The sequence below is a fragment of the Nonomuraea sp. NPDC051191 genome, from assembly GCF_044455665.1.
In the GTDB taxonomy this organism is placed as follows: Bacteria; Actinomycetota; Actinomycetes; order Streptosporangiales; family Streptosporangiaceae; genus Nonomuraea.
In genome coordinates, this window is record NZ_JBITEZ010000009.1 from 267,639 (window position 1) to 293,027 (window position 25,389).

Here is a 25,389-nt window from a genome sequence, read left to right on the forward strand (position 1 = left end):
ATAACTGTCGTTGCGGTCATTCCATCGGTTCGGTGAGAATCTGGGCATGCCCGCTGCACACCGCGTCGTCATCGCGCTCTTCCCGGACGTCGACCTGCTCGACGTCACCGGCCCGGCCGAGGTGTTCGCCCTGGCCAACCGGGTCGCCGGCGGCGCCCTGTACGACGTGCGGCTCGCCGGTCCCCGGGGCGGCCAGGTCACCACGTCCGCCGGGGTGCGGCTGGTCGCGGACCTGGCGTTCGACGAGGTCGGCGACCAGGTGGACACCCTGCTGGTGCCCGGCGCGGTGACCGTCACGCCCGACGGGCCACGCGCCCTGACGGACGCCGAGGTGGTCGCCTGGGTACGGCGGACCGCTCCCGGCGCCCGCCGGGTGGCCTCGGTGTGCGTCGGCGCGCACATCCTGGCCGAGGCCGGCCTGCTGGACGGCCTGACCGCCACCACCCACTGGTCCACCGCCGCGCAACTGGCCGCCGACCACCCCCGGGTCACCGTCGATCCCGACCCGATCTTCCTGCGGTCCAGCGGCCAGATCTGGACGGGCGCCGGCATCAGCGCCTGCCTCGACCTGACCCTGGCCCTGGTGGCCGAGGACCACGGCGAGGAGACGGCCCTCGCGGTGGCCCGCGAGCTGGTCGTGTACCTCAAGCGCCAGGGCGGCCAGAGCCAGTTCAGCGTCCCGTTGACGCGGCCCACGACAGGCCGTCGCGACATCGACGACCTGCGCCTGTGGATCGCCGAGCACCTCGCCGAGGAGCTGACCACGGTCGAACTGGCGGCGCGGATGGGGCTGAGCCAGCGCCAGTTCAGCCGGGTGTTCCGGCAGCAGACCGGCTTCACCCCGGCCGCGTACGTCGAGTCGGCGCGTGTGGAGGTGGCGCGCCGGCTGCTGGAGACCACCGACCTGCCGCTGCCCCGGGTGGCCGCCGACAGCGGGCTCGGCTCGGTGGAGACCCTGCACCGCGCGTTCCGCCGCCGCCTGGGCACCGGCCCCGGCACCTACCGCCGCCGTTTCCACACGGTGGCCTGACCACGGTGGCCTGACCCCGTTCTCCCCGCGACACGCCGCCCACGCCGGGCGGCGGCGCGAGCCTGCCCGAAAGGAAACCCCTGCCATGAGCAGCACCCTCTCGCCCACCCTCCGCCAGGTCGTCGGCCTGCCGGACGAACCGGCCCGTCTGGCCGACTCGACCCTCGTGCTGATCGACTACCAGAACACCTACAGCACCGGCGTCATGGCCCTGCCCGGCGCGGACCGGGCCCTCGCGGCCGGGGCCCGCCTGCTGGAGCGCGCCCGCGCCGCCGGGGCGCGGGTCGTGCACGTCGTCAACGACGGCGGCCCCGGCAGCCCGTACGACGTCCGCGCCGAGATCGGGGCCATCAGCCCGCCGGTCGCGCCGCGCGACGGGGAACCGGTGGTGGTCAAGACGTTTCCCGACGCCTTCCACCAGACCGGTCTCCAGGACGTCCTGACGGGCCTGGACTCCGGGCCCGACCTGGTCCTGGCGGGCTTCATGACCCACATGTGCGTCACCTTCACCGCCCAGGGGGCCTTCCGGCTGGGTTACCGTCCCACGGTCGTCGCCGACGCCTGCGCCACCCGTACGCTCGCCGGTCCCGGCGGCGCGCCGTTGCCCGCCGACGCGCTGCACGAGGCCGCTCTGACGACGATCGGCGACCTGTTCGGCCTGGTGGTCCCCACGGCCGACGCCCTGCCCGCCTGAGCCGGGCGGGCCGGGCCGGTCGGCTTGTGACCGGGGTCAGCCGGTGACGGGACGGCGGCGGCCGGCGACCAGGCGATCGGCGGGCGTCCGGTGACGCGCGCCCGGAACGGACGCGTCCCGGCCGTCGGTCCGGTCGGTTCGGTCGGTCCGGTCGGTTCGGTCGGTGGCCACGAGGCGGTCGGCGGCCGGGTCGGTCGTGCGGGTGTCGTGCCGGGCGGTCGTGAGGTCGGGCTGGGCCGTGGCGGGGCGGTCGTCCGTCCGCTCGGCCAGGAGGCGGCGCAGCTCGCGGCGGCGGGCCAGCTTGCGGCTCGTACCGGCCACGATCAGGAAGGCGCCCAGGATGAACGCGGTGGCGGTGGCGGCCCCGGCGCTGAACAGCTCCAGGTCACCGACCCGGAAGGTGACGCCCATCAGCGTCAGCGCGGCGGCGGCGGTGGTGGTCGTCTGGGTGAACAGGACCACCACGGCGGCCGACCCGGCGACCATGAGCAGCAGGCCGAGCAGGACCATGGTTCTCACTCTCCTCGAACGTCGGCGATCACGATTCCTTGCCGCTGCCCAGCATTTCTTTACTTATGTATGGGCATGCTCCGGGCGTCGAAAGAATGGTCGCGTATTCGGCTCGGGAATGGCCGTCCGGGGCTTCGCCAATTGCACTCCGAAAAAAGCCGCATTGAGCAGCGACGCTGCGCCGTACGGTCAGGCTGCGGGGTTTGTCGGCTGCCGGCCAGGGGAGAGCGGTCCAAGAAGGGAAGTGATAGCAGTGAAAGTGGACACTTTCCGACTCCTCGCGAACTCCGCAGGAGAAACGGTCGTGCTGCACCCGGCCGGGGACCTTGACCTGCACACGGCCGGCGCCATCGAGGATTGGGCGACCGGCTATCTCGACGGCTCGCCGGCCGCCGTCACTTTGATCGACCTGTCCGATGTCGGCTTCATGGACTCGGCCGGTCTCGGCGCGCTGATCGGCGCGTGGAAACGTATCACCGCCACGGGACGGACGGTGATGGTCGCCGCGCCGACCCCGCAACCGGCCAGACTGATGCGCATCACCGGTCTGGAAGGACGCCTCGGCGTACGCGCCACCGTCGCCGAGGCCCTCGAAGAGATCATTCCCAGGCGCTCGCACGCGCCCGCCTGAACCGCGCGCGGCGTCAGCCGTTCTTCGCCTTGGCGTACTCGGCTGCGCCGCCCGCGAAGTCGTACAGGACGACCTGTTCGTCCCCGACCACCCAGGCGTCGTGTCCGGGCGGGCACACGAAGACGTCGCCCGGTCCCGCCTCGGCCTCGGTGCCGTCGTCCATGCGCAGGCGCATCCGGCCCGAGACCACGAAGCAGTTGTGGTACACCTGGCAGGACGGTGTGCCGGCGATCGGCTGCACGGACTCCGTCCAGTGCCATCCCGGCTCGAACGTGGCGACCCCGAACGTCAGGCCGCTCAGCTCGCAGATCTCCAGATGGCCCTTCGGGAAGTCGCGCCGTTCGTCGGGCTTGTCGATGCTCTTGACCTCGATCATGGCTCATCCCCCCTCTTCAGCTACCTTCTTACGCTGAATTGTTCATAACGGGGGGTTTGCCGGGGCAAATATCCCTTTGTGGGGATGGGTACGGCCCCATGAGCGTGTGGGGCCGTACCCATGTCGTACGGACTATCCGGCCCAGGGCAGCGAGTCGGACGGCCACGCCCGCTTCGTCTGCTTCCGGAGCGTCTCCTCAGGCGTGCCCACGCCGCAGCGAGTGCCCTGCGGCGGGACGGTCAGGGCGATGAGGTACTGGTCGATGATGTCGGTCTGGCACTTGTCCTTGCCGTAGATGCGGTGACCCCAGCCCTCGTACGTGAGCAGCACGGCCTTGCGGCCGAGCTGGCGGGCGGCGTTGGCCGACCAGATCCACGGCGTGGCCGGGTCGTGGATCGAGCTGCCGAGCAGCAGCGGCGCCTGGCCGGTGTAACGCAGCTTGTGCGGCGGGTTGACGGGGCTGGAGTTGAGGCAGATGGGCAGGTCGTCGGTCGGGTACGGGTGGTACTTCGTGTCCGGGGCCAGAGCGCCCGCGGTGCGCATGAGCGCGGCGTACTCGGCGTAGCTGCTCACCTTGAGGCTGTAGTCCTGGCACAGGATCCTGGTCGGCAGCTCGGCGACGTCGCCTTCCACCGGGCCCCTGCCGGGCAGCGGGGGCACCCATTCGGGGGCCGGGCCGCCGTTCAGCCAGTTGATCACTTCGCTCAGCGTGCGCCAGTCGGGCCCTTCGTTGCCCAGCGCGGCGTTGTAGATGACCTGCAGTTCGGTCACCCGCTGACCGGTGCTCGGGTAGACCAGCTCGCCGCGGCGGGCCTTGTCCAGCAGGCTCTTCCAGATCGCGCGGATGTCGCGGCCGTTCAGGACGCAACTGGTGTCCTGCTCGCACCAGCCGACGAACTGGTCGAACCCGTCCTCGACGGCCATGGCCTCGGTGGCGAAGAAGCCCTTCAGGCCGAGGCTGTGGTCCATGTTGCTGTCGAGGGCGAGCGCCCGGACGCGGCCGGGGAACAGCTCGGCGTACATCTGGCCGATCAGGGTGCCGTACGAGATGCCGTAGTAGGTCAGCTTCTCCTCGCCGAGGGCGGCGCGGAGGGCGTCCATGTCACGGGCCACGGAGACGGAGTCCACGTGGTCGTACAGCGGGCCGGTACGGGCCCGGCAGTCCGGGTGCAGCTTCTTGGTGAAGGCGTTCCAGGCGTCGAAGTCGGCCTGGCTGCGCATGACCGTCGGCGGCATCTTGTTGTAGACCGACGCCGAGCAGATCACCGGGTGGCTGCGGCCCACGCCGCGCGGGTCGAAGCCGACGATGTCGAACCGCTGCTGCAGTTCCTCGGTGTAGGACCCGGGAGCGCCGTAGACGGCCTCCACGCCGGACCCGCCCGGACCACCGGGGTTGATCACCAGCGAGCCGACCCTGGCGGCCGGGTCGGTGGCCTTGCGGCGGGCGACGGCGAGGTCGATCGAGGGCCCGCCCGGCCGGGACCAGTCGATGGGGACGGCCAGCTTGCCGCACTCGGCACTGGGCTCCTCCTCGCAGGGAGCCCAGGTGATGGTCCTGGTCGCAGGTTTCGTGTTGGTCGTCGCGGTCGCCGCGGCGTTCGCCGCCGGGACCGGCATCAACGCCGCCAGCGCCACGAAGGCGGTGGCGAGCAGAGGGAGTCTTGTCCGCAAAATGCAACTCCAATCAACGGTCGGTGCGCCCCCCGTGGGCACTCGGCCGACGTTGATCATCGCCGGTCGCGGGCACGAATGTGAGCAAAATCGGAAATTTCCTCAGAGCGTTGACTCCGGCCACTCGTGGGTCATCTGATCCGGTACGCGTGGATCACGGTCTGCTCCACGGTGTTGCCCCCGGCGTCGGCGGCTCGGGCGCGCAGGGAGACGAAGCCCGCCGCGGCCGGATGGCGCAGCCGTACGGCGCCGCCCGCGACCTTGACCGCCCGCCAGGTGCGGCCGTCGTCGTAGGAGACGTCCACGGACAGCTCGCGCACCGCCCCCGCCTGCCCGCGCACGGACACCGGCACCGCGAACGCCCGGCCGGCGGGCGCGCCGCTCGCCGCGTCCAGGGAGGGTGAGAAGGCGACGACCGGCAGCGGCAGCGCACCGTCCCGGCCGCCGGCCGAGCGGAACGTCCAGGCGACCGCCGTACGGGTGGAGACGATCTCCGGCCCGCGCTCGGCCTCCACCTCCAGCCGGTACGCCGCCTCCCCGGCCGGCACGCCGAACCGCGCCCCCAGACCGGGCTCCTCCGCCACCAGCTCGCCGTCGCGGTAGAGGGCGGTCCGTGCCCCGGACACGCTCGACAACCCCAGATGACCGGCCCCGTCGGCGTACAGCGACGGGAACGCGGAGATCACGTCGCCCGCGCGGGAGACGGGAGGAGTGCCCTCCCAGGTGACCGGCGCGGGACCGAAGACGCCGCGGTTCCAGGTCTCGTCGTAGGCACGTCCCGCCTCGTACCTGAAGGCGGTCGAGGTCAGGTCGCCTTCCCAGGTCGGGCCCATCTCCGTGTAGCTGTTCAGCCAGCGGAGGCCGCCGCCGGTGTTGACGTACTCGGTGTGCGTGAAGGGAGGCCGGAAGTCGGTCACGAACATGATGCTGAAGAACCGTCCCTCCGCGGGCCAGGCGGCGCCTGCGGCGCTCGCGGCCGTGCCGGGCGCCGGCGCGCCGTAGTCCCTGCGGATCGTGGCCAGGTCCGCGCGCCCCACCCGGCGGCTGAAGCCGGTCGGCACCTGGCCCTGGACGAACCACGCCAGCCGGTACGCCTGCGCGCTGCCCGCCAGGTCGCCATCCGGGCCCGGCACCGCCCACTGGCCGGCGACCTTGGTCAGCAGGTCGTACCGGCCGGACCCGACCTGCGCGGTGCGGATGCCCGGCGCGGCGTCGAACATGGTGGCCTCCGCGCTCAGGTAGTACGGGGAGCCGTCGCGGGTGCGGCCGCTGTAGGTCACCTCGGTCATCAGGTGCCTGGCCGCCGGGTCGGGCGGCGTGATGGACACCGGCCGCGCCTGAGCCGGGTCCAGCCGCAGGGACTGATCCCGGTCCAGGCGCAGGCCGGGATGGACGAGCATGGTCAGACCTCCGCCGTCGGTGGTCCGGCTGTCGACGAGGTAGGTGCCCTTGGCCAGCCGCAGCGTGACCCTGCCACCCGGCTGGACGGTGACCGGGTTCCAGTCCTTCCGGTCGACGTCGGTCCGGTAGAGGGTGGTCAGGACGTCCGCGGCGCCCGGCCGGTCGAGGGTCAGGTCGTAGCTCTCGACCTCCTTGACCACGGCGAGCGGCGTGCTCACGGTCGTGCCGTTCTCGGCGGTGGCCTCCAGGTAGCCGCCGAGCGGCCCGTCGGCCACGTCGCCGCGGGTGTCGGCGGTGACGGTCGCCTCCGCCCGGCCGCCGGCGGGGACGGTCAGCGTGCCGGGCGACACCTCGAACACGTCCGCGGCGGCCCGCGCCGACAGGCGCAGCGTCACCGGCTCCGGACCGTCGTTGCGGTAGGCGAGCTTCCTGGTGACCGGCTCGTCGTCGTCGTGCGGCCAGGCGAGCACGCCGAAGCCGACCGACGCGGGGGAGGTGGTCACCGTCTGGCCGATCGCGCGGCCCACGTCGAGGCGGCCCGCGCCCTGGGCGTAGATCCCGGTGCCGGGCTGCGGCCGGGCGGTGGCCATGAGGGCGGCCTTGAGCTGCTCGGGCGTCCAGTCCGGGCGCAGCCCGGCCAGGATCGCGGCCGATCCGGCCGTGTGCGGGGCCGCCATGGAGGTGCCCGACATCTCGACGTACGGGCCCTCGCCCGGCGAGTCCTTGCCGTGCGCGGCGCGGATGGCGACGCCGGGCGCGGTGATGTCGGGCTTCAACGCCGAGTCGCCCACGCGGGGACCGGTGCTGGAGAAGACGGCCAGGCGGTCGGCACGGTCCACCGCGCCGACCGACAGGGCCGCGTCCGCGGTGGAGGGCGAGGCGACGGTGCCCGGCTTGCCGTAGTTCCCGGCGGCCACGACGAACAGCACGCCGTACCGCTCGGTCAGCGTCTGGACGGCCTCCTCCAGCGGGTCCAGGCCGGGGGCGTCCGGCGAGCCGAGGCTGAGGTTGGCCACTTTGGCCCCCTGCTCGGCGGCCCACTGCATGCCGGCCAGGATCGCCGACTCCGCGCACCAGCGGTCGGCGCACACCTTGGCGTCGAGGAGGGTGGCGCCCGGCGCGACGCCGCGGTAGCGCTCGCCGGTCCCGGCGATGGTCGAGGCCACGTGGGTGCCGTGCCCGGTGAGGTCGGCCGCGGTGTCCGTGCCGGTGAAGTTCCGGCGGGCGGCGACCTTGCCGGCCAGGTCGGGGTGGGTGTCGTCGATGCCGGAGTCCAGGACGGCGACCTTCACCCCGGCGCCCGTGTGGCCCTTCTCCCAGGCGGCGGGGGCGCCGATCTGCTTGACGCTGGCATCCAGCGACAGGGTCGCCCTGCCGTCGAGCCAGATCTTCCCCGTGCCGGTGGAGAGCGAGGCCCTGAGGTCCGGCCAGGAGCCGGCGGCGGCGTCGAAGCGTACGGCGGCGCCGTTCACGGCGGGCAGGTCGCGGGTCACCGCCATGCCATGGGCGGCCAGGCCCGGCCGGCGGGCGGCGTCCGGGCCCGCGACGATGAGGGGCAGGGCGCCGGGGGCGTACTCCAGCAGGGTCGTCACGTCGAACAGGCGGGGGTCGAGGCGGCCGGCGGCCAGCAGGGGGACGGCGTCGCCGGGGACGACGCGGAGCCGGTCGCCGATCTTCTCCGTGCTGAAGACGACGCCCTTACGGCCCTTGCCCGGCGCGACGCGCACACCGTCGGCGATGAGACTCACCCGGTCTCCCGTGATCAGCGTCACGGTACGGGCGGGGCCGCCCGGCGGGGCCGGCAGGCCGGAAGGGACGGCTCCGAGGAGCGCGATGGTCAGCGAGACCGCTGTCGTTCTGAGGATCACATGTCTTCTTGGCGGAATGCCCGCCCCTTCTTCACGGGCTGAGAGGGCGTGAAGAAGGACGGACGCTCCCGCCAAGTAGGGGTGTGACACAAACCATGACCGTCGAGGACGAGCAGGTGATCGGCGAGTCCCTGCGCCTCCCCGAGAGGTTCGGGGTGCTCTACGACCGCTACTTCCCCGAGATCCACCGGTACGTCGCCGGTCGCCTCGGCACCCAGGCCGCCGACGACCTCACCGCGGAGATCTTCCTGGCCGCCTTCCACGGCCGGGCCGGCTTCGACTCCGGCCGCGGCGTGGTCCGCGGCTGGCTGTACGGGATCGCGACCAACGTCGTCGCCCAGCACCGCAGGAGCGAACTGCGCCGGTTGCAGGTCATGCAGCAGGCGCCGGAAGGGATACTCACCGGCGAACAGGCCGAGGACGGGCACGAGGACCTGGTCGCCGGACGGCTGGCGGCGGCGGGCGTCAAGGACGACCTGGTGGCGGCGCTGCGCGCGATGCCGGACGCCGACCGCGACGTCCTGCTGCTCCTCGCCCTGGCCGACCTGAGCTACCAGGAGATCGGTCAGGCCCTCGACATCCCCTCAGGAACAGTCGGTTCCCGGCTGAACCGCATCAGACGGAAGCTGCGAGCCGCCCTGGGCGGCGCGAACCCCTTGCTTGGAGAGTCCCATGGATGACCTGATCCTGATCCGCGACCTTTACACGGCGCCGCCCCCCACCCCTGAGGTGCTGGCCGACGGCCGCGCCCGCCTCGCCGACGCCTACGCCCAGGCGACACCGGCGTCCGCCGGCACCCGCGGGGGGATGCGGCGTCCGGCACCGCGGGCGCTGCCGGACGGCGGGAGGAGCCGGGGGCGCCGGCGGCGCTGGCCGCTCGTGGGGGCGACCCTGGCCGGGGCGGCCGCCGTCACCGTGGCCGCGACCTTCCTCACCGCACCCTCGACGCCGCCGGCGCCCTCGGCGTCCGCGGTGCCCGCCCGGCTCTCGGCCGGTGAGATCCTGCTGGCCGCCGCCCACTCGGTCACCCCCGCCACGGGCGACGGCGCGTACTGGATGCGCGACGGCGTCGTCGGCCGGTACGAACGCGCGCCCGGCGGCCACTACACCCTCAAAACCAGCCGCTCGGTCGAGCTCTGGCTCCCCAAAGCGGCCGGCCGCCCCACCTGGGTGATCCGCCAGGACCTCGGTGCCCACCCGGCCACGCCCGAGGACGAGACGGCCTGGCGCGCCGCCGGCTCGCCCCGGACCTGGACCCTGAGCGGCGGGACGCCCGCCGTGAAGCTCCAGGCCGACCCCGGCGAGCGCGACGCCGTACGTGACGACAGCGGCAAGACGCTGACCCTGCTGGGCACGCCCATGACCCCCGCCACCCTGAACGCCCTGCCGACCACCCCGGACGGGCTGCGCCACACCCTGGAACGCATCGTCTCCAAGGGGTACGGCAAGGAGCGGGTGGACATGAACGCCCAGCTCTTCGAGACCGGCGTGCGGCTCGTCATGAACTTCCCCACCTCGCCGGAGGTCCGGGCGGCGACGTACCGGATGTTGGCCGCGCTCCCGGGGGCGAGCGCGGAGAGCGAGGCCACCGACCCGCTCGGCCGTATGGGACAGGCGGTCAGCCGGCCGGGCGGGCCGGGTGAGCGGTACCGGTTCGTCGTGGACACCGCCACCGGCCGGCCGCTGGCGCTGGAGTCGACGATCGGCCAGGACCGCTCGTACGAGGCGATCAGAACGGCCGCCTGGACCGACGCGGAGCCTCGGCTCCCGGCGCTGCGCCGCGACATGAACCGCTGACCCCGCCTCTCACGACAGGGGCGGGGGCGGTGCCTGCCCGGTCAGCGGGTGCAGAGGGCGGTGTCGAAGGCGGCGAGCAGGAGGTCGCGGGACTTGCCGCCGTCGGCGGAGCCGGTGACGTACACGGTGACCGTGCGGCCGGCGCGGTCGCGGCCGCTGAAGGAGGACACGCCCGGGAGGTCGCCGCCGTGCCCCCACAGCTTGCCGCCGCAGCTCAGCGGGATCTCCGCGACGCCGTAGCCGTAGCGGGCGCCCTTGGGCCAGCCGGGCCGGCCGACGGCGACGTACGAACCGGACTTGACGGACTGCGCCCGCCAGAACGTGTCGAGGTCGCGCGGCGTCGAGACCAGCCCGCCGCTGGCGCCGAAGTAGTAGCCGGGCAGCCGGGTGATGTCGACGATCCCGTCCTTGGGGCGCACCGGGTTCACGCCGTAGGTGTGCGCGTGCGGGCCGCGGACGCCGGTCTCGCCCTTGGCCGGCCAGTACGTGTCCCGCATGCCCAGCGGCTTCAGCACCAGGTCGCGGCTGACCAGGCGGAAGTCGCGCCCGGTCACCGCCTCGGCGACCAGGCCGAGGACCGTGTAGTTGGTGTTGGAGTAGGCGAACCGGCCGCGGGGCGTCGGTTCGAGGGTGAGCGCCAGCTTGAGCAGGTCCTGCTTGCCGACCTTCGACCAGTCGGCGGCGGGGGTGAAGTCCGCCAGGCCGCTGGTCTGCTGGAGGAGCATCTTCACGGTGATCTCCCGCCCGTCGACGCCCTTGCCGCGGATCACCCCGGGCAGGTACGTCTCGACCGGTTCGTCCAGGTTCACCTTGCCCTGGTCGGCCAGCTTCAGCACGGTGGCGGCGATGATCGACTTGCTCACGCTGGCGATCCTGAACCGGCCGTCGGCGCCGGGCATGGGCTCCTCGGCGCCACGCCGCGCGGTGCCGGAGACGACCGTCGTGGTCCTGCCGTCCGGGTGGCGGACGTAGGCCACGGCGCCGGGCACGTCCGGGGAGGAGGTGAGGGCGTCCAGTCGCGACTGCAACGACGGCGCACGGTCGGCCGCGAACGCCGGAGCCACCGGCGCGAGCGCCATCGGGACGATCACGAGCAGGGCGAGTGCGCGCCGGGAGGCGGAGGAAGGCATCGGGACTCCTTTAGCGGTGGATCAAGATATGTCCCGACTCTCGCGAATTGAAGGCTTTGTCACAGTCACGGCACCACCCACCCTCATACGGGGGCTGCCCCTACCGGCTACCGGACCGGCAGGCTCATGGAGAGGGCGCGGAGAGGGCGCGGCGGACGAGGTCGGCGTTGTCCGCCGCCGGGCCGCCGTCCGGGTCCAGCAGGGTGTCCTCCAGGCCGATCCGGGTGGCGAGGCCCAGCCGTACGGCCTCCGCCACGAGCGGCCAGGTCGCCGGCCCCTCGCCGTGCAGGAGGCGGGGGGCGGGAGACCCGCCCAGGCGGTCGAGGACGGCCGTCGCCCGGGGGACCGCCTCCTCATGCGGCGCGTCGATCACCTCGACCAGGATGCGGGTCATCCGCCCGGCCAGGCCCGACGCGGTCAGCGTGGCGGCGTCGGCCGGCGTCCACACCCCGGCCTCGACCCCGATCCCCGCCTCCAGCAGCACCCGCGCCAGCTCGCCGAACCCCGGCTCCGACAGGTTCACCGAGGCGAAGTCCGGACGGGCTCCGGCGGGCAGCGCCGCCCACGCCGTCACCGCCTCCAGGCGGGCGGAGGCGTCCCCGCCCGCGATCCACAGGCCGGTGGACACGCCCACGGGCAGCCCCGGGGCCGCCGCCCGGATGGCCGTGGTCGCCGCTCCGACGTCGGCGGCGTCCAGCGACTCCCGTCCCGTCGCGTCACGCGGATGGACGTGCACCGCTCCCGCCCCCGCCAGCCGCACGGCCACGGCGTCTGCGGCCAGCTCGGCGGGCGTGAGGGGCAGCCGGGGATGCTCGCCCGCCGACCGGCTTCCGTTGAGACACGCTTTGATGAACATGCGGCCCATCCTTCCCGGGCGGTCCGAGCTCAGGCGCGGGTGTCTCGGCGCTTCTCGGCGGAGGCGTCAGCCGGGGTCCTCAGCGGGGGTGTCTCAGCGGCTCAGTGGGCGGCGTCGAGGCGGGCGCGCTGGTCGTCGGTCAGCTCCAGGTCCACGGCGGCCAGGTTCTCCTCCAACTGGGCCACCGACGACGCCCCGGCCAGCGGGATCACCGGGAACGCCGAGCCGATCTGCCAGGCCAGCACCACCTGGTTCATGCTCGCCCCGCACTCCTTCGCGACCTCGCGCAGCACGGACAGGCGGGCCGGGGTGCCGGGGTGGTCGTAGTCCGGCGGCACCTGCTTGTCCTGCCGGGTGTAGGCGCCGCCGAGCAGCGGCGAGTAAGCCACCAGGGTCAGGCCGGGCTCGGCGCGCAGGTAGCTCAGCAGTTCGGCTCCGGCGTGCCCGAGGCTGCCGTCCTCGAAGATCGACTCGGGCATGTCGAAGCGCGGGCGCAGCAGGCTGTGCTGGTACTGCAGGACCTCGTACCCGGCGACCCCCGCCGCGGCGGCCAGGGCGCGGGCCCGTTCCACCCGCCAGATCGGGTGGTTGCTCACCCCGAGCAGACCGACCGTGCCCTCGGCCACCAGCGCGCCGAAGCCCTCGACGGTCTCGGACAGCGCCACCGAACGGTCCTCGATGTGGGCGTACAGCAGGTCGATGCGGTCCACGCCGAGGCGTTCGCGGCTGCGCTCGGCCGACTCCCTGATCGTCCTGGCGGACAGTCCCTCGGCGTTGTCGACGTAGCTCGTGCCGGGGGCGAGCGGTCGCGCGCCCAGCTTGGTGGCGATGAGGATCTCGTCGCCGACGCCGTTGGCGCGCCGCCAGCGGCCGAGCAGCTCCTCGCTCTGCCCGCCCTGGCCGCCGTCCACCCAGAAGGCGTAGTTGTCGGACGTGTCGATGAACGTCCCCCCGGCCTCGGCATAGCGGTCGAGGATGGCGAACGACGTCTTCTCGTCCGTCACCGAGCCGAACAACATCGCCCCGAGGGCGAGCACGCTCACCTCACGGCGGGTGTCCGGGTTCGTGCCGATCGTCCGGTACTTCATGCTGTCTCCCCAATTCGTCACGTTGTGCGTGGAGGCCCCGGAACGGGAGTCTGGGGCCTGGAGCGAACTCCAGGTCAAGCCGGACCGGCGAGCTCCTTGAATTTAGAGCATTTCTCTAGAAAAATGCGCTGACATGTCCGTCATGGTGGTGACCGGTGGCAGCCGGGGCATCGGTTACGCGGTCTGCGAACGGCTGGCCGGCGAGCTGCGGGACCGCTGCCCGCGCATCGACGTGCTCGTGCACAACGCCGGCGTCGCCGAGCGCTGGCGGGCGGCCGGGATCACCGTCGACGCCGTGCCCCCAGGAGTCGTCCGCACCGGGCTCGGGGATCGGCGCGGCCCGCTCGGCCTGCTGCTCAAGGCCGCCAAGCGCACCTGGGCCGCGCCCGAGGAGGGCGCGCGGCACGTCGTCTCCCTGGCCGGGGCGCCCGGCACCGGCCGGTACTTCGACCAGGACCGTCAGGTTCCCTTGCAGGGCCCGGCGCTGGACGCCGGCCTGGCCCGGCGCGTCTGGGACGAGGCCGAGGCGCTGGCCGCGGCGCGATGACCCGGCACCGGCGCAGCGAGGAGACCGTGCGCAGGCTCCTGGACACCGCCCTGGAGGTCTACCCCGCCGACTTCACCCTCCGGGCCGTGACCACGCGCAGCGGCGTCAGCATGGGCAGCGTCTACCACCACTTCGGCAGCCTCGAAGGGCTGGCCGCCGCGCTGTACAGCCGGTGCATGGACGAGCTGCTCGGCACGCTGGTCGCCGCCACCAAGGAGGCCGCCGACGCCCGTGACGGCGTGCGCCGCGTGGTGCGGGCCTACCTGGGGTTCACCGCGCGGCACCCGGACAGGGCCCGCTTCATCCACGCGGCGCCGTACGCGCTGGACCTCGGCCCGTACGCCGAGCGCATCGCCGAGGCCAAGGCGTCCCGGCTGGCCAGGCTGAACGCCTGGATCGGCGCGCGCATGGAGGAGGGGGCGGTCGCGCGGCTGCCGGCGGCGCAGGTGGAGATGTTGCTGATCGGGCCGGTGGCCGAGGTGAGCCGGCGGTGGCTGGCGGGCGCGCCGGACATCGACCTGGACGAGGCGGCCCGCGTCCTGCCCGACCGCGTCTGGCTGTCGCTCGGCGGCTGACGGGCGGACGCCCCTCACCGGATGGTGGGCCGCTCCAGGGAGGGGGCGTCAGTATGATGGGCACGGCTTCCCACGCCGGGAGCCGCGGCGGTGGGGCCCGCCGCCTCCCGCCCGTACGGGGGTAACCGCGGTGTCGGCCGCCAACGGTCCCTGCCAGAGATGTGCCACGCTCATGTGCTGGTAGGAGATGCCTCATGACCCAAGCCCGTCCCCCCAGGCCCGGCCCGGGCGGCGCGCACGCCGCCGAGGGCGCGGAGGCCGGCGACGCGTCCGCCGTCGAAGGCACGTGGGTCGATCCGCGAGCCGCGGTCGATCCCGACGTCGATCTGCATGTGCCCGCCCAGCGCGGCGAGCTCGCCCGCGCCCCCATCGCCACGCTGGCCGTCATCGCGGCCGGCGGCGTGCTCGGCGCGCTCGCCCGGTACGCCGTCCTGACCGCCTTCCCGGTGCCGCCCGGCGGCTTCGCCTGGCCGACGCTGGCCGTCAACGTCTCCGGGTGCCTGCTGATCGGGCTGCTGATGGTGGCCATCACCGAGATCTGGCAGGTCCACCCGCTGACCCGGCCGTTCCTGGGGGTGGGGGTGCTGGGCGGTTTCACCACGTTCTCCACCTCCATCGCCGACGCCCAAGGGGCCCTGGCCGCGGGCGCGCCGCGCACGGCGCTCGCCTACCTGGCGGTCACGCTCGTCACGGCGCTGGTCGCGGTCTTTCTGGGACAGACCCTCGGCCGCGGCCTGTTCGGCCGCTTCGCCACCCCCGGCGACGAGGGCACGCGCGCTCCGCACGGCGGGAGGCGTCAGTGACCACGATGTTGCTGGTGGTGCTCGGCGCCGCCGTGGGCGCGCCCGCCCGCTACCTGATCGACCGCGCGGTCCAGGCCCGGCACGACAGCCTGTTCCCGTGGGGCACCTTCGCCGTGAACGTGGCCGGGTCGGCGCTGCTCGGCTTCCTGCTGGCGCTGCCCGCCGACGGCGGCGCGCAGGCTCTCCTGGGCACGGGCCTGTGCGGGGCGCTGACCACGTACTCCACCTTCGGTTACGAGACGCTGCGGCTGCTGCAGACCGGCGCCCGCACCTACGCCGCGCTCAACGCCGTGGCGAGCATCGCCGCCGGCCTCGGAGCGGCCTGGTGCGGCATCGCCCTCGCCCAGGCCGTCATCCTGTGAGCGGCCGGCACGTTTGACGATCGATCGACGGGAAAGCTGCACGGAAGCCGGCGTATCCCTTCCCGACGTCCGACAGACGAGACGATCATGTGTGTGGAGTTCGAGCTGCGCTGTCCCATCAGCGCCGATCTGGCGTTCATCCGCGACCTGGTGCGCCTCCACGGCCACCACAGCGGGTTGTCCGGCGAGCGGCTGGAGGACCTGGTGCTCGCGGTGAACGAGGCCGTCACCAACGTCCTCGACCATGGCGGCTCGGCCGGCCTGGTCACCGCCGTCCGTGACCCGATCGGGGTCTGCGTGGAGATCCTGGACACCGCGGGCCGCCTGACCCCCGACCACCTCGACGCCGCCGGCGTCGACCCGACCGCGTCCCACGGCTTCGGGCTGTGGGTGATCCGGCAGTTGTGCGACTCGGTCGCGCTGGAGCGGACCGGCCCCGGCTCGCGGCTGCGGCTGCGCGTGCTGGTGCCTCCGGAAACCCCGCGTGCTGCCGACCGCCGCCTCAGCGACGCCATGGCCGGCGGCGCCTTGCCCTGGTCCTGAGCCCTGCGCGATCCCGGGTACGCGAAGTCGGCATGTCAGTAATCATCCGATAACGTAGTGTGATGATGGCTGATCGGGGTGACGTCGGGCACCGGCCGGAAGGCTCCGGTTCCGGCGCGCAGCCGGAGGAGTGGCTGCTGCGCGCGGCGTTCGACGGCACGGGCATGGGCATCTACCTCACCGACATCGACGGCCGCATCACCTGGGTCAACCCCGCGACGGTGGCCCTGCTGGGCTTCCCCGCCGACGAGCTGCGCGGCGCCGACGCGCACCAGAAGCTGCACCGCCGCCTCGACGGCGGCCTCCCGCCCCGCTCCGGCTGCGAGCTGGTGACGGTGTGCCGGCACGACCGGTCCGTACGCAGCGAGTTCGCCACCTTCGCCACCGCCGGCGGCCGGCTGCTTCCGGTGGCCTGGGTGGCCTCGCCGCTCCACCGCGACGGCGAGCCCGCCGGGGCCGTCGTGGTCTTCATCGACGTCGTCGAACGCCTCGACGCGGCCGGCCGGCAGGCCGAAGAGCTCGTCCGCGCCCAGAAGCTGACCGAGCAGTTCCGCCTGCTGACCGAGATCAGCACCGTCCTCACCCAGACGCTGGACGTGCGCGAGGCGATGACCCGGCTCGGCCGGCTGCTGGTGCCGCGCCTGGCCGACTGGGCGGCGGTGGACCTGTTCCTCGGGCCGCGCGAGCTGCGCCGCCTGGCCATGGCCTCCGCCGGGGCGGCGCCGGTCGACCCCTCCTGGTTCGCCGAGCTGCCGTACCTGCCGAAGGGCCCGTCACGGTCGGCGCTGGTCCGGGTGCTGCGCGGGGAGCAGGCCCTGCTGCTCGGCCCCGAGCAGATCGCCGCCCCGCCGGACGGGCCGCTGGCCGCCGCGCACGACGCCCTGTTCAACGTGCTGGGCGGCTCGTCGGCGATCGTGGCGCCGCTGCGTACGCCGCGCCGCGTGCTGGGGGCCCTGACGGTGGCGCGGACGGACCCGGCGCGGCCGTACACGGAGTCAGACGTGGAGCTGGTGGCCGACATCGCCCGCACCGCGGCCCTGGCGGCCGACAACGCCTGCCTGTTCGGCCAGCAACGCGACATCGTCGACACCATGCAGCGCCACCTGCTGACCGCGCTGCCGCAGGTCGATCACCTGCAGCTCGCCGCCCGCTACCTGGCGGCCCCGGCCGGCTCCCAGGTGGGCGGCGACTGGTACGACGCCTTCGTGCTCCCCGACGGCGTCACCGCGATCGCCATCGGCGACGTCGCCGGCCACGACCTGGAGGCCGCCGGGCAGATGGCCCAGCTGCGCAACATGCTGCGCGCCCTGGCCTGCGACCACAAGGAGTCGCCCAGCCTCATCCTCGACCGGCTCAACAAGGTCATGGCCGTGGCCAGCGACGCCCCCACGGCCTCGGCGATCCTGGCCCGGATCGAGCCTCCGCAGCCGGAGGGCGAGCCGGGCGCGCGGATGTTGCGCTGGACCAGCGCCGGCCACCTGCCGCCGCTGCTGGTCACCGCGCACGGGCAGGCCCGCTACCTGGAGGAGGGCCAGTCGTTGTTGCTGGGCGTGCATCTCGACGACGTGACCCGCCACGACGCCCTGGTGCCGCTGCCGCCGGGCAGCACGCTGCTGCTCTACACCGACGGGCTGGTCGAGGTGCCCGGCGTCAACCTGGACACCAGCCTGGCCCGGCTGCGCCGCCACGCCGCGACGCTGGCCGGACGCCCGCTCCAGGACTTCTGCGAGGAGGTGCTCGCGCTCGCGCCGTCGCCGCGCACCGACGACATCGCGCTGCTCGCCCTGCGCCTGCCGCCTCCGGGGAAGTAGCGCGGCCCGCCCTCAGGGGAGGGCCGGCACGCCGGTCAGGGCGCGGTCAGCGCGGCCTCGATCGCCGGGCCGTGCAGCTCCAGCCACGCCTCACGCCGCTTGATCAGGTCGCCGACGCCCTCCTCCCACATCCGGGCCCAGCCGCCGCCCTGCTCCTCGGCGATCTGCCGCATCGAGAACCACGACCGCCGGGTACGCATCACGGCCACCTCGACCAGGCGCGACCGGTCCACGCCGGACATCCCGTACGCGTCGGCGAGCAGACGGCAGCGGCGCGGCACGTCCAGGTCGCGCAGGGGCGGGTCGGCGTCGGCCGGGTCGCCCAGCGGCGCCCAGTACATCATCGCGCTCATCAGCTCCTCCACCCGGGTGGCCGGCCTGGCGATGTCGAAGTCGATCAGCCCGGCCGCGACGCCGTCGCGGAACACGATGTTGTCCGGCGTGTAGTCCAGATGCCCGACCAGCTCCGGCGGGTACGGTGGCGCGGGCGGCATGCCCGGCGGCTCGGTGAACCCGAAGTCGGCCCGTACGCCTTCGGGCGGCACGAACCCCACCACCGCCTCGTGGTAGGCGCGGATCAGCCGGCCCACGGAGGCCAGCCGTTCCTCGTCGGCCAGCCATTCGGGCCTCGGGCGTCCGGCGACCTCTCCGGGCACGAAGGTCAGCACCTCGCGCCCGGCGGCGTCGACGCCGAGGAAGCGCGGGGCGCCCGCGAACTTCGCCTCCTCCAGGTGTTCCAGCAGCGCGTGGACCAGCGGGGCGTTGGGGCCGACCGGGCGGCGTACGGTGTCGCCGACGCGTACGACGCCTTCGGTGACGTCGCCGCCGGCGAGCGGGATCTCGGGCTGGGCGTCGTCGGGCTCGACGTAGGTGACGGAGCTCATGGCTTCCTCAAGGGCTGGGGAGTGGGCCGGTCATGATCTCATGGCCGAGGAGGACCCGCCGGACGATCTCCGCGACGGCGGCCGGGTGGGTGAGGTGCGGGTGGTGCCCGGCCCCCGCGACGACGGTGACGGGAACGGGGCCGGGGTCGCCGGTCAGCGGGTCCAGCTCGCCGACCACGAGGTGCACGGGGACGGGGCCGCCGAGCAGCGTACGGAGGGCGGCGCGTTCGGCGGGGGAGTGCGCGGCCCGCAGCGCGCTGGCGGTGCGCCGGGCCGCCCCGGGACGGCGGAGCCCGGCCGCGGCGCTCGCGACCGCCCGCCGCGCGCTCTCCGGCGGCGGCGCAGCGCCCAGGAGGGTGGCCGCGAGCCGGTCGGCGCCCGCCCTCCCGAGCAGGGGGCCGGCGAGGAGCCGGGTGAGCGCGGACGGCCGGCGCTGGAGGAAGAAGGGGGACACCAGGACCAGGGCCGCGACCCGGTCCGGCTGGGCGGCGGCGTACCGGAGCGCCGGCGCGGCGGCGGCCGAGTGCGCGACGATCACGGGACGGGTGCGCACCGGCCCCAGCAACTCGGCCAGCCATTCCGGCGACGTGGCCGCCGCGGGAGACGAACGCCCCAACCCGGGCAGATCCGCGACGAGCGCCCCGAAGCGCCGTGAGGCGGGGGTGCCGTCCGGTTCGTCGAGCACGTCGTGCCGGGGGTCGCCGTCCGGTTCGTCGAGCACGCGGTGCCGGGAGTCGGCGTCCAGTTCGTCGAGCAGGTTGTGCCAGGAGTCGCCGTCCAGGGGCAGTCCGTGCAGCAGGACCAGGCGCGGCGACGTGCGGTCGCCCGCGAGGTAGGTGCGTGACCCGGCGACGTCGTGGAAACCGCCGGGACGCACGGCCGGGGCGGCGCCGAACCGGTCCGCGACCAGCCGGTCGGCCCAGCGGCGCAGCGCGTCCGCCACCGGAGGCCGCCGCAGGCCCGCGGACGCGGCGACTCGGTCGGCCGAGCCCGTGTCGTACCGGTCCTCGGTCAGGAAGCCCAGCGTCTCCGGGTCGGCGCCGGTCAGCGCGGACGGCAGGCGGCGGATCAGGGCCACCGGCACGCGCACCCGCGGCGCGCGGACGCCGAGATGGTCCGCGAGCAACCGGATCAGGTCGGGCAGTTCGGGCGTTGCGGGATCGAGCACCCAGTGCAGTCCGCCGGGTTCGGGGTCGTGCTCGGGCACGGCGGCCATGAACCGGGCGAACTCGTCCACCGTCACCACGGGCACGAACGTCCGGGCGCCGCCGGGCAGCGCGGGCAGCCGGCCCGTCCACAGGTCGCGGACGAGCCCCGCCAGGCCGAGGTACTGGCCGGCCTCGCCGATGAGCGAATGGCCGATGACGCTGCTCGGGTTCACCACGGTCAGCGGCACGCCCAGCCGGGCAGCGGCGACCCGCACGGCGGCGTCCCCCTCGGCCTTGGACCCCTCGTACGCCCCCTTGTCCCGGTACAGGGCCGCCAGTTCGGCCTCCGGGAGCGGATGGCGGGGACGCGGGTCCAGCCCGACGCGGTACCCCGACACGTGCACCAACCGGCGCAGCCCGGGGCGGGCGGCGGCCCAGCGCAGCACGTTGAGGGCGCCTTCGACGTTGACCGCCCTGGCCTCCTCGCGTTCCATGCCGAAGCGGTAGACGCCGGCGGCGTTGAACACGTCCCGCACGCTCGCCGGGCCTTCGACGGCCGCGTCCAGTCCCAGGCCGGGGACCGTGAGATCGCCCTCGACGACCGTGAGCCGGGTGGCGGGCACGCCGTGCTCGCCCAGCCACGCGTGCAGCCCGTCGTCCGCGCGGCGGACGACGGCCGTCACCGTACGGCCCTGTTCCAGCAGGTGCAGGACCGTCCATCTGCCGATGAAACCGGTCGCGCCGAACACCACGGCGTCTTCCATGACACTTCCCTCTCTAGACCGATCTGCATATTCTCTGGGCACGGAAAACCGCCCGCTCACGCCAGCAGCCTGACGACCTGGCGGCGGGCGCGTTCGACGGGCAGGCGGGAGCGGCCCGCGCGGGCCAGCACCAGCGAGCCCTCGATCACCGCGAGCACGGTCGCCGCCAGGTCGTCGGCCGACTCGTGCCCCTCGGTGCGCAGGGCGTCGGCCAGTCTGCGCTGCCAGCCCTCGTAGACGCCGGCGCAGATCCGCCGCAGGTGCTCGTTCGACGAGGCGACCTCCAGGGCCACCGTCGCCACCGGGCAGCCCTTGGCGTACCCGCCCGCCACCATCCTGTCGGCCAGCGCGTCGAGGAGGGCCGGCACGAGGTCGCGGGCGCGCGGGAGCGTGCCGGCCAGCTCGTCGATCATGGTGTCGACCTCGCGTCCGGCGGCGGTGAGCGCCTCGCCCACCAGTTGGTCCTTGCCGCCGGGGAAGTGGTGGTAGAGCGAGCCGCGAGGGGCGCCGGCCATCGCGAGCACCTCGTTGAGCCCGGTGCCGTGGCAGCCCTGGGCCTCCACCAGTGTGCGGGCCGCCGCGATGATGCGCGCCCGCGTCTCGTCTCCTTTGACCGCCATGCGGCACACACTAGACCGGTCTGCATATTCCTGTCCACGCGGGCCGCTCGCGGTGGACCGGCCGCCCCATGCCGCGGGGGCGGCCGGTCCAGGGGTCAGGCGGCTTCGTTCCGGCGCTGGCAGTTGATGCAGAACCGGGCCAGCGGGCGGATCTTGAGGCGCTCGAACGGGATGCCCGACTCACAGTGCGAGCATCGGCCGTACGAGCCGGCGGTCAGCCGGTCGAGGGCCTGGGTGAGCTCGGCGATGGCCCGGTCGGCGGTGGCGAGGGAGGCCAGCAGCTCCTGCCAGGTGCCGTCCGCGCCGCTGCCGTCCTGGGCCTCGGCCTGCAGGCCGAGCAGGTGGCGGCTGCGTCGTTCCAGCTGCTCGTCGAGGTCCTGGCGCAGGGACTGGAGCTGCACGGTGCTGAGGTGGTCGGTCATTGTGGTTTCCTTTCCGCGCGGATGCGGGGGTTTCAGAGGGCGGTCACGGGCGCCGCGGGGCGCAGGCACAGGCGCAGCAGGCCGCGGACGGTCGCGTGCTGCGGCTCGGGCGCGGCGTTGATCCGGATGCGAAGGGCGGTGTGCAGGCGGTCCAGCAACCGCGTCTGCAGCGCGCCCCCGCCGGTGACGGTCAGGCCGTTCTCGCGGACGGCCGGCCGCAGGTGGGCGGGCTGGCGGCGCAGCAGGCCGGCGGTCATCTCCACGACGCCGTCCAGCGCGTCCGGCAGCAGGCCCTTGCTGGTCGTGGCGCTGAGCTGGAGCGCCGCCGCGTCGCTGACCGCGCCGCCGACGACGACTACGGCCTCGACGATGCCCGCCCCCACGTCCAGCAGCAGGTACGGTGCCGGCCCGGCGACGTCCAGACCGGCGCCGGCGGCGGCCGCCAGCGGCGCCTCGACCAGCGTCACCTGGCAGCCGGCCGCCTCGGCGACGGCCGCGCGCACCGCCTGGCGGTCGCTGCCCGTCGCGGCCCTGGGCACCGCGGTCATCACGTGCTCCAGCGGCCGGCCGCCGGAGAGCCAGGCGTCCTGCAGCACGAGGTGCACGAGCCGCAGGCAGGCCCCCGGGTCGACCACCATGCCCCGGCGCACCGGACGGACCGGTACCCCGGCCGCGCTCTCCGGCGACGGGACGACCACCGCCGTAGGACGGTCGGCGATGGCGAACCCGTCCAGGGACAGCGAACGGGTGCGCGAGGTGCCCAGGTCGAGCACCACGTGGGCGCGGTGGACCGCGGAGGTTCGCGGTGAGTGTTCGTGGACTGATCCGGCGTCGGACATGACGATGATCGGCTCCTTGCTCTGACGCGGAGAACTCGTACGCGAAAGACGAGAGAAAAGGCGCATCCCGCAGGCGGGGACGCCACGACGGCGCTCTCCGGCCGCGCGGGAACCCGCGGACGGCCGGACGACGCGCGGACCCGGCCGTGCGACGGCCGGGCGCGACGACCGGCCCCGCGGCGCGCTGGGCGGGCCGGGAGGCGGCGACTCGTGAAGAGGGAGGGAGCTAGATCAACGGCGGGCTGCGCGAGCCCGCCGTGCGGTGACCGACCTGCTGCGGGTCGCGGATCGCGGCCGCGTCGGGGCCGGGCGCCGGGAGCAGCGCGAGATGGGCTGCCTGGAGGTGCCGCCCGCCGCGCGGCGGCGGCCAGAGCGTCAGCGTGAGGTGCTCACGGCCGCTGGACACCTGCGGCGGCAGGCTCGGCATCCGGTCGCCGCCCTTGTCCGGGGTCCACTCGTGACCGGCGGACAGGGGGTGCGCGGTTGCCTGGCCGTCGGCGTAGGAGGGGCCGGCGACCAGCAGGGACAGCAGGACCAGGCCCACCACGCAGCACAGCGCGATGGGGCCTCGTGGCACTCTGCACGGTCCCTTCATAAGGCCGACCATAGCCCAGGCGATGGGAAAAGGCATTACCGTCCGATTTCCCGTTCGGCGGTACGGCGTGGCCTGCCGGGGGCGAGGCGGTGCGGGGGGGCGGGAGCGTCTGGAGGGGCTCGCGGGGCTGGTGCGAAGGGCACCGGGGAGGACTCGCGAAGGATGGATGGCGGGGCCGAGGGATGGCGGGGGCCGAGGGATGGCGGGGGCCGAGGGAAGGCGGGGGAGGGGTGGCGCGCTGGAGGGCGGGGTTCGCCGGGACATGGCGGGCGTGGCCGGTCGCCGGACCGGGAGCCGGTCTTGGTCCGGATGGCCGGCACGCGCCACGTCGCCGGGAACCCCGCCGTTCAGCGTGCTGCTGTCTCAGCGGGAACCTCGCCGAGGGCTGCTATTTAGAAGCCGTCGAAGTTCTCGCCCCACTCGCCCCAGTCGTCGTCTTCCTGGTGGGTGTCGGGGCCACGGTCGTCGGTGTCGGTGTCGTGGTCGTGGCGGTCCGGCTTGTGGATGGCCGGGCGGCCGGGACGGCCCTCCGGGCCGCGGGGGCCCTGAGGACCACGGGGGCCCACGCGGTGGTGGCGGCCGTGGTCGTCGTCGTGGTCATGGCCGCCGCCCCACCAGCCGCCCCAGCGCGGACCCCACCAGCGGGGACCGCAGTGGCGCCAGCCGCAGCCGCCCCTCAGGACCGGCTTCTCATCGGACGGGCTCTGATACGACGCCGTGCCGGCCGTGCTGGCCTGTGCCGGCACCTGGCCGCCACCCAGCAGCAGCAACGCGCTCGTGGCGAGCACGGCCGCCGGCTTGTTCATCATTGATTTCATCGCGCTTTCCGTTCAGAAGTTTCCAGAACCGCCGCGGGACTTCTCGACTGCCGTCGGTCTCCGGCATGAGCAGTCTTACCCGCGCATTGAGTTCGGAGTTCTGACAAGACAGGCATGAGCTCCTAAAGCTTGACCAGATTTACCAGGCCCTTACAGCCGACTTGTCCGGGTTTATTGCGACAACCAGCGGTGGTGTCGCTTTACTGAGACTGGATCAATTCCTAGCGCTGTCATCCCGAAAATGCGGCGCTGCCGGGAGCATGCGCTCCGGGTCGCCGGTGCGGTGGGCGCGGGGGTGCCGGTTTCGTTCGAGATCCGCTATCGTCACTGTCGTACCGTAGGTAGACAGTGAGGTGGAGTGTGGCGAATCGTACGGACGTGCGGCTGGAACTGCTGACCGGCGACCAGGCGCTCGCGCGCCGGGCGGAGCTGATCGACCTCTACCGGGAGGTGTTCACCGGGCCGCCGTGGAACGAGGGGGAGGCCGAGGTCGCCGACTTCGGCGTCCGGTTCGCCGCCGACGCGGCGCTGCCCGGTTTCCGCGCCGTCTTGGCCGTCGGGGACGCGGGACCGTGCGGGTTCGGCACGGCCTGGCCGACGGCGTCCCCGCTGCCGCAGACCCGTAGCTACGGCAAGGTGCTCGCGGCGCTCGGGCCGGACGGGGTGTCCCGGCTCCTGGCCGGCGCGCTGCAGGTGGACGAGCTGGCGGTCGCTCCGCGCGCCCGTGGCCGGGGCCTGGCGGGCCGCATTCTGGACCTTCTGTGCGGCGGACGCCGGAGCTGGTTGTTGACCTCCGTGCACGCGCCGGACGCCATTCGTCTGTATGAGCGCCTGGAGTGGCGGCGGGTCGGCGAGAACGGGGGAATTGTGGTGTTCGTCAAGCCCGAGTAAGCACGATGTTTCGCCGAATCTCTGTACTAGTGCTGATATCTGGAGCAAAACTGCGCGAGTACTGAATAAGTCGGACATTGCTGCGTCGAGAGGGCGGGAGAATCGCCAACAAATGGCGAGGCAATCCGGCTGGACGCCCTCCGGATGCCTCCCGGATGCCCCCGGACGCCTCCGGATGCCTTCGCCGCCCTCGCTGGAGGTCCGGTTTGCGTTTGAGCGCGCTCTAACGCCTAGCGTTCCGTCACATGACGAACTTTGACGAAGGACCCCAGCGGGAGCAGCGGTACGAGCACGGCCTGAAGGTGTTGCGGGAGATCGACGGCGAGGCCGGGCAGCGGGTCGTCGACGCCCTTGCCGACGTCTCGCCCGAAATGGCCCACCAGGTGGTCGCCTGGGCCTTCGGCGAGATCTACGACCGTCCCGGCCTGGCCCCCCGCGACCGTCAGCTGGTGACCCTGGGCGTGCTCACCGCGCTCGGCGGCTGCGAACCCCAGCTCGACGTGCACGTCAACGCCGCGCTGAACGTCGGGTTGACCCCTGCCGAGATCACCGAGTCCCTGTTGCACGCGGCCGTCTACTGCGGCATGCCTCGGGCGTTGAACGCCACGTTCGCGGCCAAGAAGGTCTTCGCCGAACGCGGCCTGCTCCCCGTGGGCGACGCCGGCCCGGCCTGACCGCCCGCCCGCCCCTGCTGGGGGCTGCCTCCCGCGCGCCC

The 25,389-nt window shown here is 73.6% G+C and carries 27 protein-coding genes; 13 read left to right on the forward strand and 14 right to left on the reverse strand.

The genetic code is table 11. From position 1 onward, the window contains the following. Window positions 1–46 precede the first annotated feature (46 nt). Together ACIA8R_RS26705 and ACIA8R_RS26710 are read left to right on the forward strand one after the other, a co-directional pair. Entirely contained in the window at window positions 47–1,030 is a 984-nt protein-coding gene (locus ACIA8R_RS26705; protein WP_397040995.1) for a GlxA family transcriptional regulator, read from the forward strand. An 85-nt stretch (window positions 1,031–1,115) separates the two neighbouring features. Next, window positions 1,116–1,724 (forward strand): cysteine hydrolase family protein, encoded by a 609-nt coding sequence (locus ACIA8R_RS26710; protein ID WP_397040997.1) that lies wholly within the window; start codon window positions 1,116–1,118, stop codon window positions 1,722–1,724. A 36-nt stretch (window positions 1,725–1,760) separates the two neighbouring features. Here ACIA8R_RS26710 and ACIA8R_RS26715 read toward each other — a convergent pair whose 3' ends face one another. Beyond that, window positions 1,761–2,243: a hypothetical protein gene (locus tag ACIA8R_RS26715; protein ID WP_397040998.1), complete on the reverse strand. Its 483-nt coding sequence runs from the start codon at window positions 2,241–2,243 to the stop codon at window positions 1,761–1,763. Window positions 2,244–2,352: 109 nt separating this feature from the next. On the opposite strand from ACIA8R_RS26715, the gene ACIA8R_RS26720 reads away from it, so the two are divergent. Further along, entirely contained in the window at window positions 2,353–2,865 is a 513-nt protein-coding gene (locus tag ACIA8R_RS26720; protein WP_397041000.1) for an STAS domain-containing protein, read from the forward strand. A 13-nt stretch (window positions 2,866–2,878) separates the two neighbouring features. Here the strand turns inward: ACIA8R_RS26720 and ACIA8R_RS26725 are convergent, their stop codons facing one another. The 3 genes from ACIA8R_RS26725 to ACIA8R_RS26735 all read right to left on the reverse strand — a co-directional run bounded on the left by ACIA8R_RS26725 (window position 2,879) and on the right by ACIA8R_RS26735 (window position 8,181). Next, window positions 2,879–3,241, reverse strand: a complete 363-nt coding sequence (locus ACIA8R_RS26725) for a cupin domain-containing protein (protein ID WP_357707465.1) — start codon at window positions 3,239–3,241, stop codon at window positions 2,879–2,881. Between the two features lie 132 nt (window positions 3,242–3,373). After that, window positions 3,374–4,912: an alpha/beta fold hydrolase gene (locus ACIA8R_RS26730; protein ID WP_397041002.1), complete on the reverse strand. Its 1,539-nt coding sequence runs from the start codon at window positions 4,910–4,912 to the stop codon at window positions 3,374–3,376. A gap of 131 nt (window positions 4,913–5,043) precedes the next feature. Beyond that, the gene (locus ACIA8R_RS26735; RefSeq protein ID WP_397041003.1) at window positions 5,044–8,181 is read right to left on the reverse strand and encodes a S8 family serine peptidase; all 3,138 of its coding nucleotides are present in this window, start codon (window positions 8,179–8,181) and stop codon (window positions 5,044–5,046) included. A 95-nt stretch (window positions 8,182–8,276) separates the two neighbouring features. On the opposite strand from ACIA8R_RS26735, the gene ACIA8R_RS26740 reads away from it, so the two are divergent. After that, window positions 8,277–8,861 (forward strand): RNA polymerase sigma factor, encoded by a 585-nt coding sequence (locus tag ACIA8R_RS26740; RefSeq protein WP_397041005.1) that lies wholly within the window; start codon window positions 8,277–8,279, stop codon window positions 8,859–8,861. Continuing rightward, a complete protein-coding gene (locus tag ACIA8R_RS26745; protein WP_397041006.1) occupies window positions 8,854–9,978 on the forward strand; it encodes a CU044_5270 family protein in 1,125 nt (374 codons plus the stop codon). The genes ACIA8R_RS26740 and ACIA8R_RS26745 overlap by 8 nt, the downstream gene beginning before the upstream one ends. Before the next feature lie 41 nt (window positions 9,979–10,019). On the opposite strand, the gene ACIA8R_RS26750 is transcribed toward ACIA8R_RS26745, so the two are convergent. From ACIA8R_RS26750 to ACIA8R_RS26760, 3 genes are all read right to left on the reverse strand, one after another. After that, complete coding sequence (locus tag ACIA8R_RS26750; RefSeq protein WP_397041008.1) at window positions 10,020–11,108, reverse strand: serine hydrolase domain-containing protein; 1,089 nt, start codon at window positions 11,106–11,108, stop codon at window positions 10,020–10,022. Between the two features lie 124 nt (window positions 11,109–11,232). Then, window positions 11,233–11,964, reverse strand: a complete 732-nt coding sequence (locus ACIA8R_RS26755) for a 3-keto-5-aminohexanoate cleavage protein (RefSeq protein ID WP_397041010.1) — start codon at window positions 11,962–11,964, stop codon at window positions 11,233–11,235. A 101-nt stretch (window positions 11,965–12,065) separates the two neighbouring features. Then, window positions 12,066–13,052, reverse strand: coding sequence for an aldo/keto reductase (locus tag ACIA8R_RS26760; RefSeq protein WP_357710461.1), 987 nt, complete (start codon window positions 13,050–13,052; stop codon window positions 12,066–12,068). A 133-nt stretch (window positions 13,053–13,185) separates the two neighbouring features. Here ACIA8R_RS26760 and ACIA8R_RS26765 point away from each other — a divergent pair, with 133 nt between their 5' ends. From ACIA8R_RS26765 to ACIA8R_RS26790, 6 genes are all read left to right on the forward strand, one after another. After that, window positions 13,186–13,599, forward strand: a complete 414-nt coding sequence (locus tag ACIA8R_RS26765; protein WP_397041011.1) for a hypothetical protein — start codon at window positions 13,186–13,188, stop codon at window positions 13,597–13,599. Further along, window positions 13,596–14,174, forward strand: a complete 579-nt coding sequence (locus ACIA8R_RS26770) for a TetR/AcrR family transcriptional regulator (protein WP_397041013.1) — start codon at window positions 13,596–13,598, stop codon at window positions 14,172–14,174. The genes ACIA8R_RS26765 and ACIA8R_RS26770 overlap by 4 nt, the downstream gene beginning before the upstream one ends. Window positions 14,175–14,368: 194 nt before the next feature. Beyond that, on the forward strand, window positions 14,369–14,977 hold the full coding sequence (locus ACIA8R_RS26775; protein ID WP_397041014.1) for a fluoride efflux transporter FluC: 609 nt from the start codon (window positions 14,369–14,371) through the stop codon (window positions 14,975–14,977). Between the two features lie 5 nt (window positions 14,978–14,982). After that, entirely contained in the window at window positions 14,983–15,339 is a 357-nt protein-coding gene (gene crcB / locus ACIA8R_RS26780) for a fluoride efflux transporter CrcB (protein ID WP_357710517.1), read from the forward strand. Between the two features lie 87 nt (window positions 15,340–15,426). Next, the gene (locus ACIA8R_RS26785) at window positions 15,427–15,882 is read left to right on the forward strand and encodes an ATP-binding protein (protein WP_397041016.1); all 456 of its coding nucleotides are present in this window, start codon (window positions 15,427–15,429) and stop codon (window positions 15,880–15,882) included. 62 nt (window positions 15,883–15,944) lie between these two features. Then, window positions 15,945–17,693, forward strand: coding sequence for a SpoIIE family protein phosphatase (locus tag ACIA8R_RS26790; protein WP_397041017.1), 1,749 nt, complete (start codon window positions 15,945–15,947; stop codon window positions 17,691–17,693). Between the two features lie 35 nt (window positions 17,694–17,728). On the opposite strand, the gene ACIA8R_RS26795 is transcribed toward ACIA8R_RS26790, so the two are convergent. The 7 genes from ACIA8R_RS26795 to ACIA8R_RS26825 form a co-directional block, all read right to left on the reverse strand. Beyond that, window positions 17,729–18,577: a phosphotransferase gene (locus tag ACIA8R_RS26795; protein ID WP_397041019.1), complete on the reverse strand. Its 849-nt coding sequence runs from the start codon at window positions 18,575–18,577 to the stop codon at window positions 17,729–17,731. 7 nt (window positions 18,578–18,584) lie between these two features. Continuing rightward, window positions 18,585–20,489, reverse strand: a complete 1,905-nt coding sequence (locus ACIA8R_RS26800) for an alpha/beta fold hydrolase (RefSeq protein ID WP_397041020.1) — start codon at window positions 20,487–20,489, stop codon at window positions 18,585–18,587. Between the two features lie 56 nt (window positions 20,490–20,545). After that, a complete protein-coding gene (locus ACIA8R_RS26805) occupies window positions 20,546–21,109 on the reverse strand; it encodes a TetR/AcrR family transcriptional regulator (RefSeq protein WP_397041022.1) in 564 nt (187 codons plus the stop codon). Between the two features lie 95 nt (window positions 21,110–21,204). Next, window positions 21,205–21,531 carry a TraR/DksA C4-type zinc finger protein gene (locus ACIA8R_RS26810; RefSeq protein ID WP_357710482.1) on the reverse strand — a complete coding sequence of 109 codons (327 nt, stop codon included), beginning with the start codon at window positions 21,529–21,531 and terminating at the stop codon, window positions 21,205–21,207. 32 nt (window positions 21,532–21,563) lie between these two features. Next, window positions 21,564–22,370 carry a rod shape-determining protein gene (locus ACIA8R_RS26815; protein WP_357710486.1) on the reverse strand — a complete coding sequence of 269 codons (807 nt, stop codon included), beginning with the start codon at window positions 22,368–22,370 and terminating at the stop codon, window positions 21,564–21,566. Window positions 22,371–22,596: 226 nt separating this feature from the next. Next, window positions 22,597–22,947, reverse strand: a complete 351-nt coding sequence (locus tag ACIA8R_RS26820; protein ID WP_357710488.1) for a hypothetical protein — start codon at window positions 22,945–22,947, stop codon at window positions 22,597–22,599. Between the two features lie 410 nt (window positions 22,948–23,357). Continuing rightward, window positions 23,358–23,783, reverse strand: coding sequence for a hypothetical protein (locus ACIA8R_RS26825; RefSeq protein WP_397041023.1), 426 nt, complete (start codon window positions 23,781–23,783; stop codon window positions 23,358–23,360). Between the two features lie 360 nt (window positions 23,784–24,143). Here ACIA8R_RS26825 and ACIA8R_RS26830 point away from each other — a divergent pair, with 360 nt between their 5' ends. Both ACIA8R_RS26830 and ACIA8R_RS26835 read left to right on the forward strand, forming a co-directional pair. After that, entirely contained in the window at window positions 24,144–24,674 is a 531-nt protein-coding gene (locus tag ACIA8R_RS26830) for a GNAT family N-acetyltransferase (RefSeq protein ID WP_397041024.1), read from the forward strand. Window positions 24,675–24,919: 245 nt separating this feature from the next. Next, on the forward strand, window positions 24,920–25,348 hold the full coding sequence (locus ACIA8R_RS26835) for a carboxymuconolactone decarboxylase family protein (protein WP_364092151.1): 429 nt from the start codon (window positions 24,920–24,922) through the stop codon (window positions 25,346–25,348). Window positions 25,349–25,389 lie beyond the last annotated feature (41 nt).

Bases quoted from the DNA above. Each gene is read 5' to 3' on its own strand.
- ACIA8R_RS26705 (WP_397040995.1), top strand. From the start codon at position 47: ATGCCCGCTGCACACCGCGTCGTCATCGCGCTCTTCCCGGACGTCGAC.
- ACIA8R_RS26710 (WP_397040997.1), top strand. From the start codon at position 1,116: ATGAGCAGCACCCTCTCGCCCACCCTCCGCCAGGTCGTCGGCCTGCCG.
- ACIA8R_RS26720 (WP_397041000.1), top strand. From the start codon at position 2,353: ATGGCCGTCCGGGGCTTCGCCAATTGCACTCCGAAAAAAGCCGCATTG.
- ACIA8R_RS26725 (WP_357707465.1), bottom strand. From the start codon at position 3,241: ATGATCGAGGTCAAGAGCATCGACAAGCCCGACGAACGGCGCGACTTC.
- ACIA8R_RS26740 (WP_397041005.1), top strand. From the start codon at position 8,277: ATGACCGTCGAGGACGAGCAGGTGATCGGCGAGTCCCTGCGCCTCCCC.
- ACIA8R_RS26745 (WP_397041006.1), top strand. From the start codon at position 8,854: ATGGATGACCTGATCCTGATCCGCGACCTTTACACGGCGCCGCCCCCC.
- ACIA8R_RS26750 (WP_397041008.1), bottom strand. From the start codon at position 11,108: ATGCCTTCCTCCGCCTCCCGGCGCGCACTCGCCCTGCTCGTGATCGTC.
- ACIA8R_RS26755 (WP_397041010.1), bottom strand. From the start codon at position 11,964: ATGTTCATCAAAGCGTGTCTCAACGGAAGCCGGTCGGCGGGCGAGCAT.
- ACIA8R_RS26760 (WP_357710461.1), bottom strand. From the start codon at position 13,052: ATGAAGTACCGGACGATCGGCACGAACCCGGACACCCGCCGTGAGGTG.
- ACIA8R_RS26765 (WP_397041011.1), top strand. From the start codon at position 13,186: ATGTCCGTCATGGTGGTGACCGGTGGCAGCCGGGGCATCGGTTACGCG.
- ACIA8R_RS26770 (WP_397041013.1), top strand. From the start codon at position 13,596: ATGACCCGGCACCGGCGCAGCGAGGAGACCGTGCGCAGGCTCCTGGAC.
- ACIA8R_RS26775 (WP_397041014.1), top strand. From the start codon at position 14,369: ATGACCCAAGCCCGTCCCCCCAGGCCCGGCCCGGGCGGCGCGCACGCC.
- crcB (WP_357710517.1), top strand. From the start codon at position 14,983: ATGTTGCTGGTGGTGCTCGGCGCCGCCGTGGGCGCGCCCGCCCGCTAC.
- ACIA8R_RS26785 (WP_397041016.1), top strand. From the start codon at position 15,427: ATGTGTGTGGAGTTCGAGCTGCGCTGTCCCATCAGCGCCGATCTGGCG.
- ACIA8R_RS26790 (WP_397041017.1), top strand. From the start codon at position 15,945: ATGATGGCTGATCGGGGTGACGTCGGGCACCGGCCGGAAGGCTCCGGT.
- ACIA8R_RS26795 (WP_397041019.1), bottom strand. From the start codon at position 18,577: ATGAGCTCCGTCACCTACGTCGAGCCCGACGACGCCCAGCCCGAGATC.
- ACIA8R_RS26800 (WP_397041020.1), bottom strand. From the start codon at position 20,489: ATGGAAGACGCCGTGGTGTTCGGCGCGACCGGTTTCATCGGCAGATGG.
- ACIA8R_RS26805 (WP_397041022.1), bottom strand. From the start codon at position 21,109: ATGGCGGTCAAAGGAGACGAGACGCGGGCGCGCATCATCGCGGCGGCC.
- ACIA8R_RS26810 (WP_357710482.1), bottom strand. From the start codon at position 21,531: ATGACCGACCACCTCAGCACCGTGCAGCTCCAGTCCCTGCGCCAGGAC.
- ACIA8R_RS26815 (WP_357710486.1), bottom strand. From the start codon at position 22,370: ATGTCCGACGCCGGATCAGTCCACGAACACTCACCGCGAACCTCCGCG.
- ACIA8R_RS26825 (WP_397041023.1), bottom strand. From the start codon at position 23,783: ATGAAATCAATGATGAACAAGCCGGCGGCCGTGCTCGCCACGAGCGCG.
- ACIA8R_RS26835 (WP_364092151.1), top strand. From the start codon at position 24,920: ATGACGAACTTTGACGAAGGACCCCAGCGGGAGCAGCGGTACGAGCAC.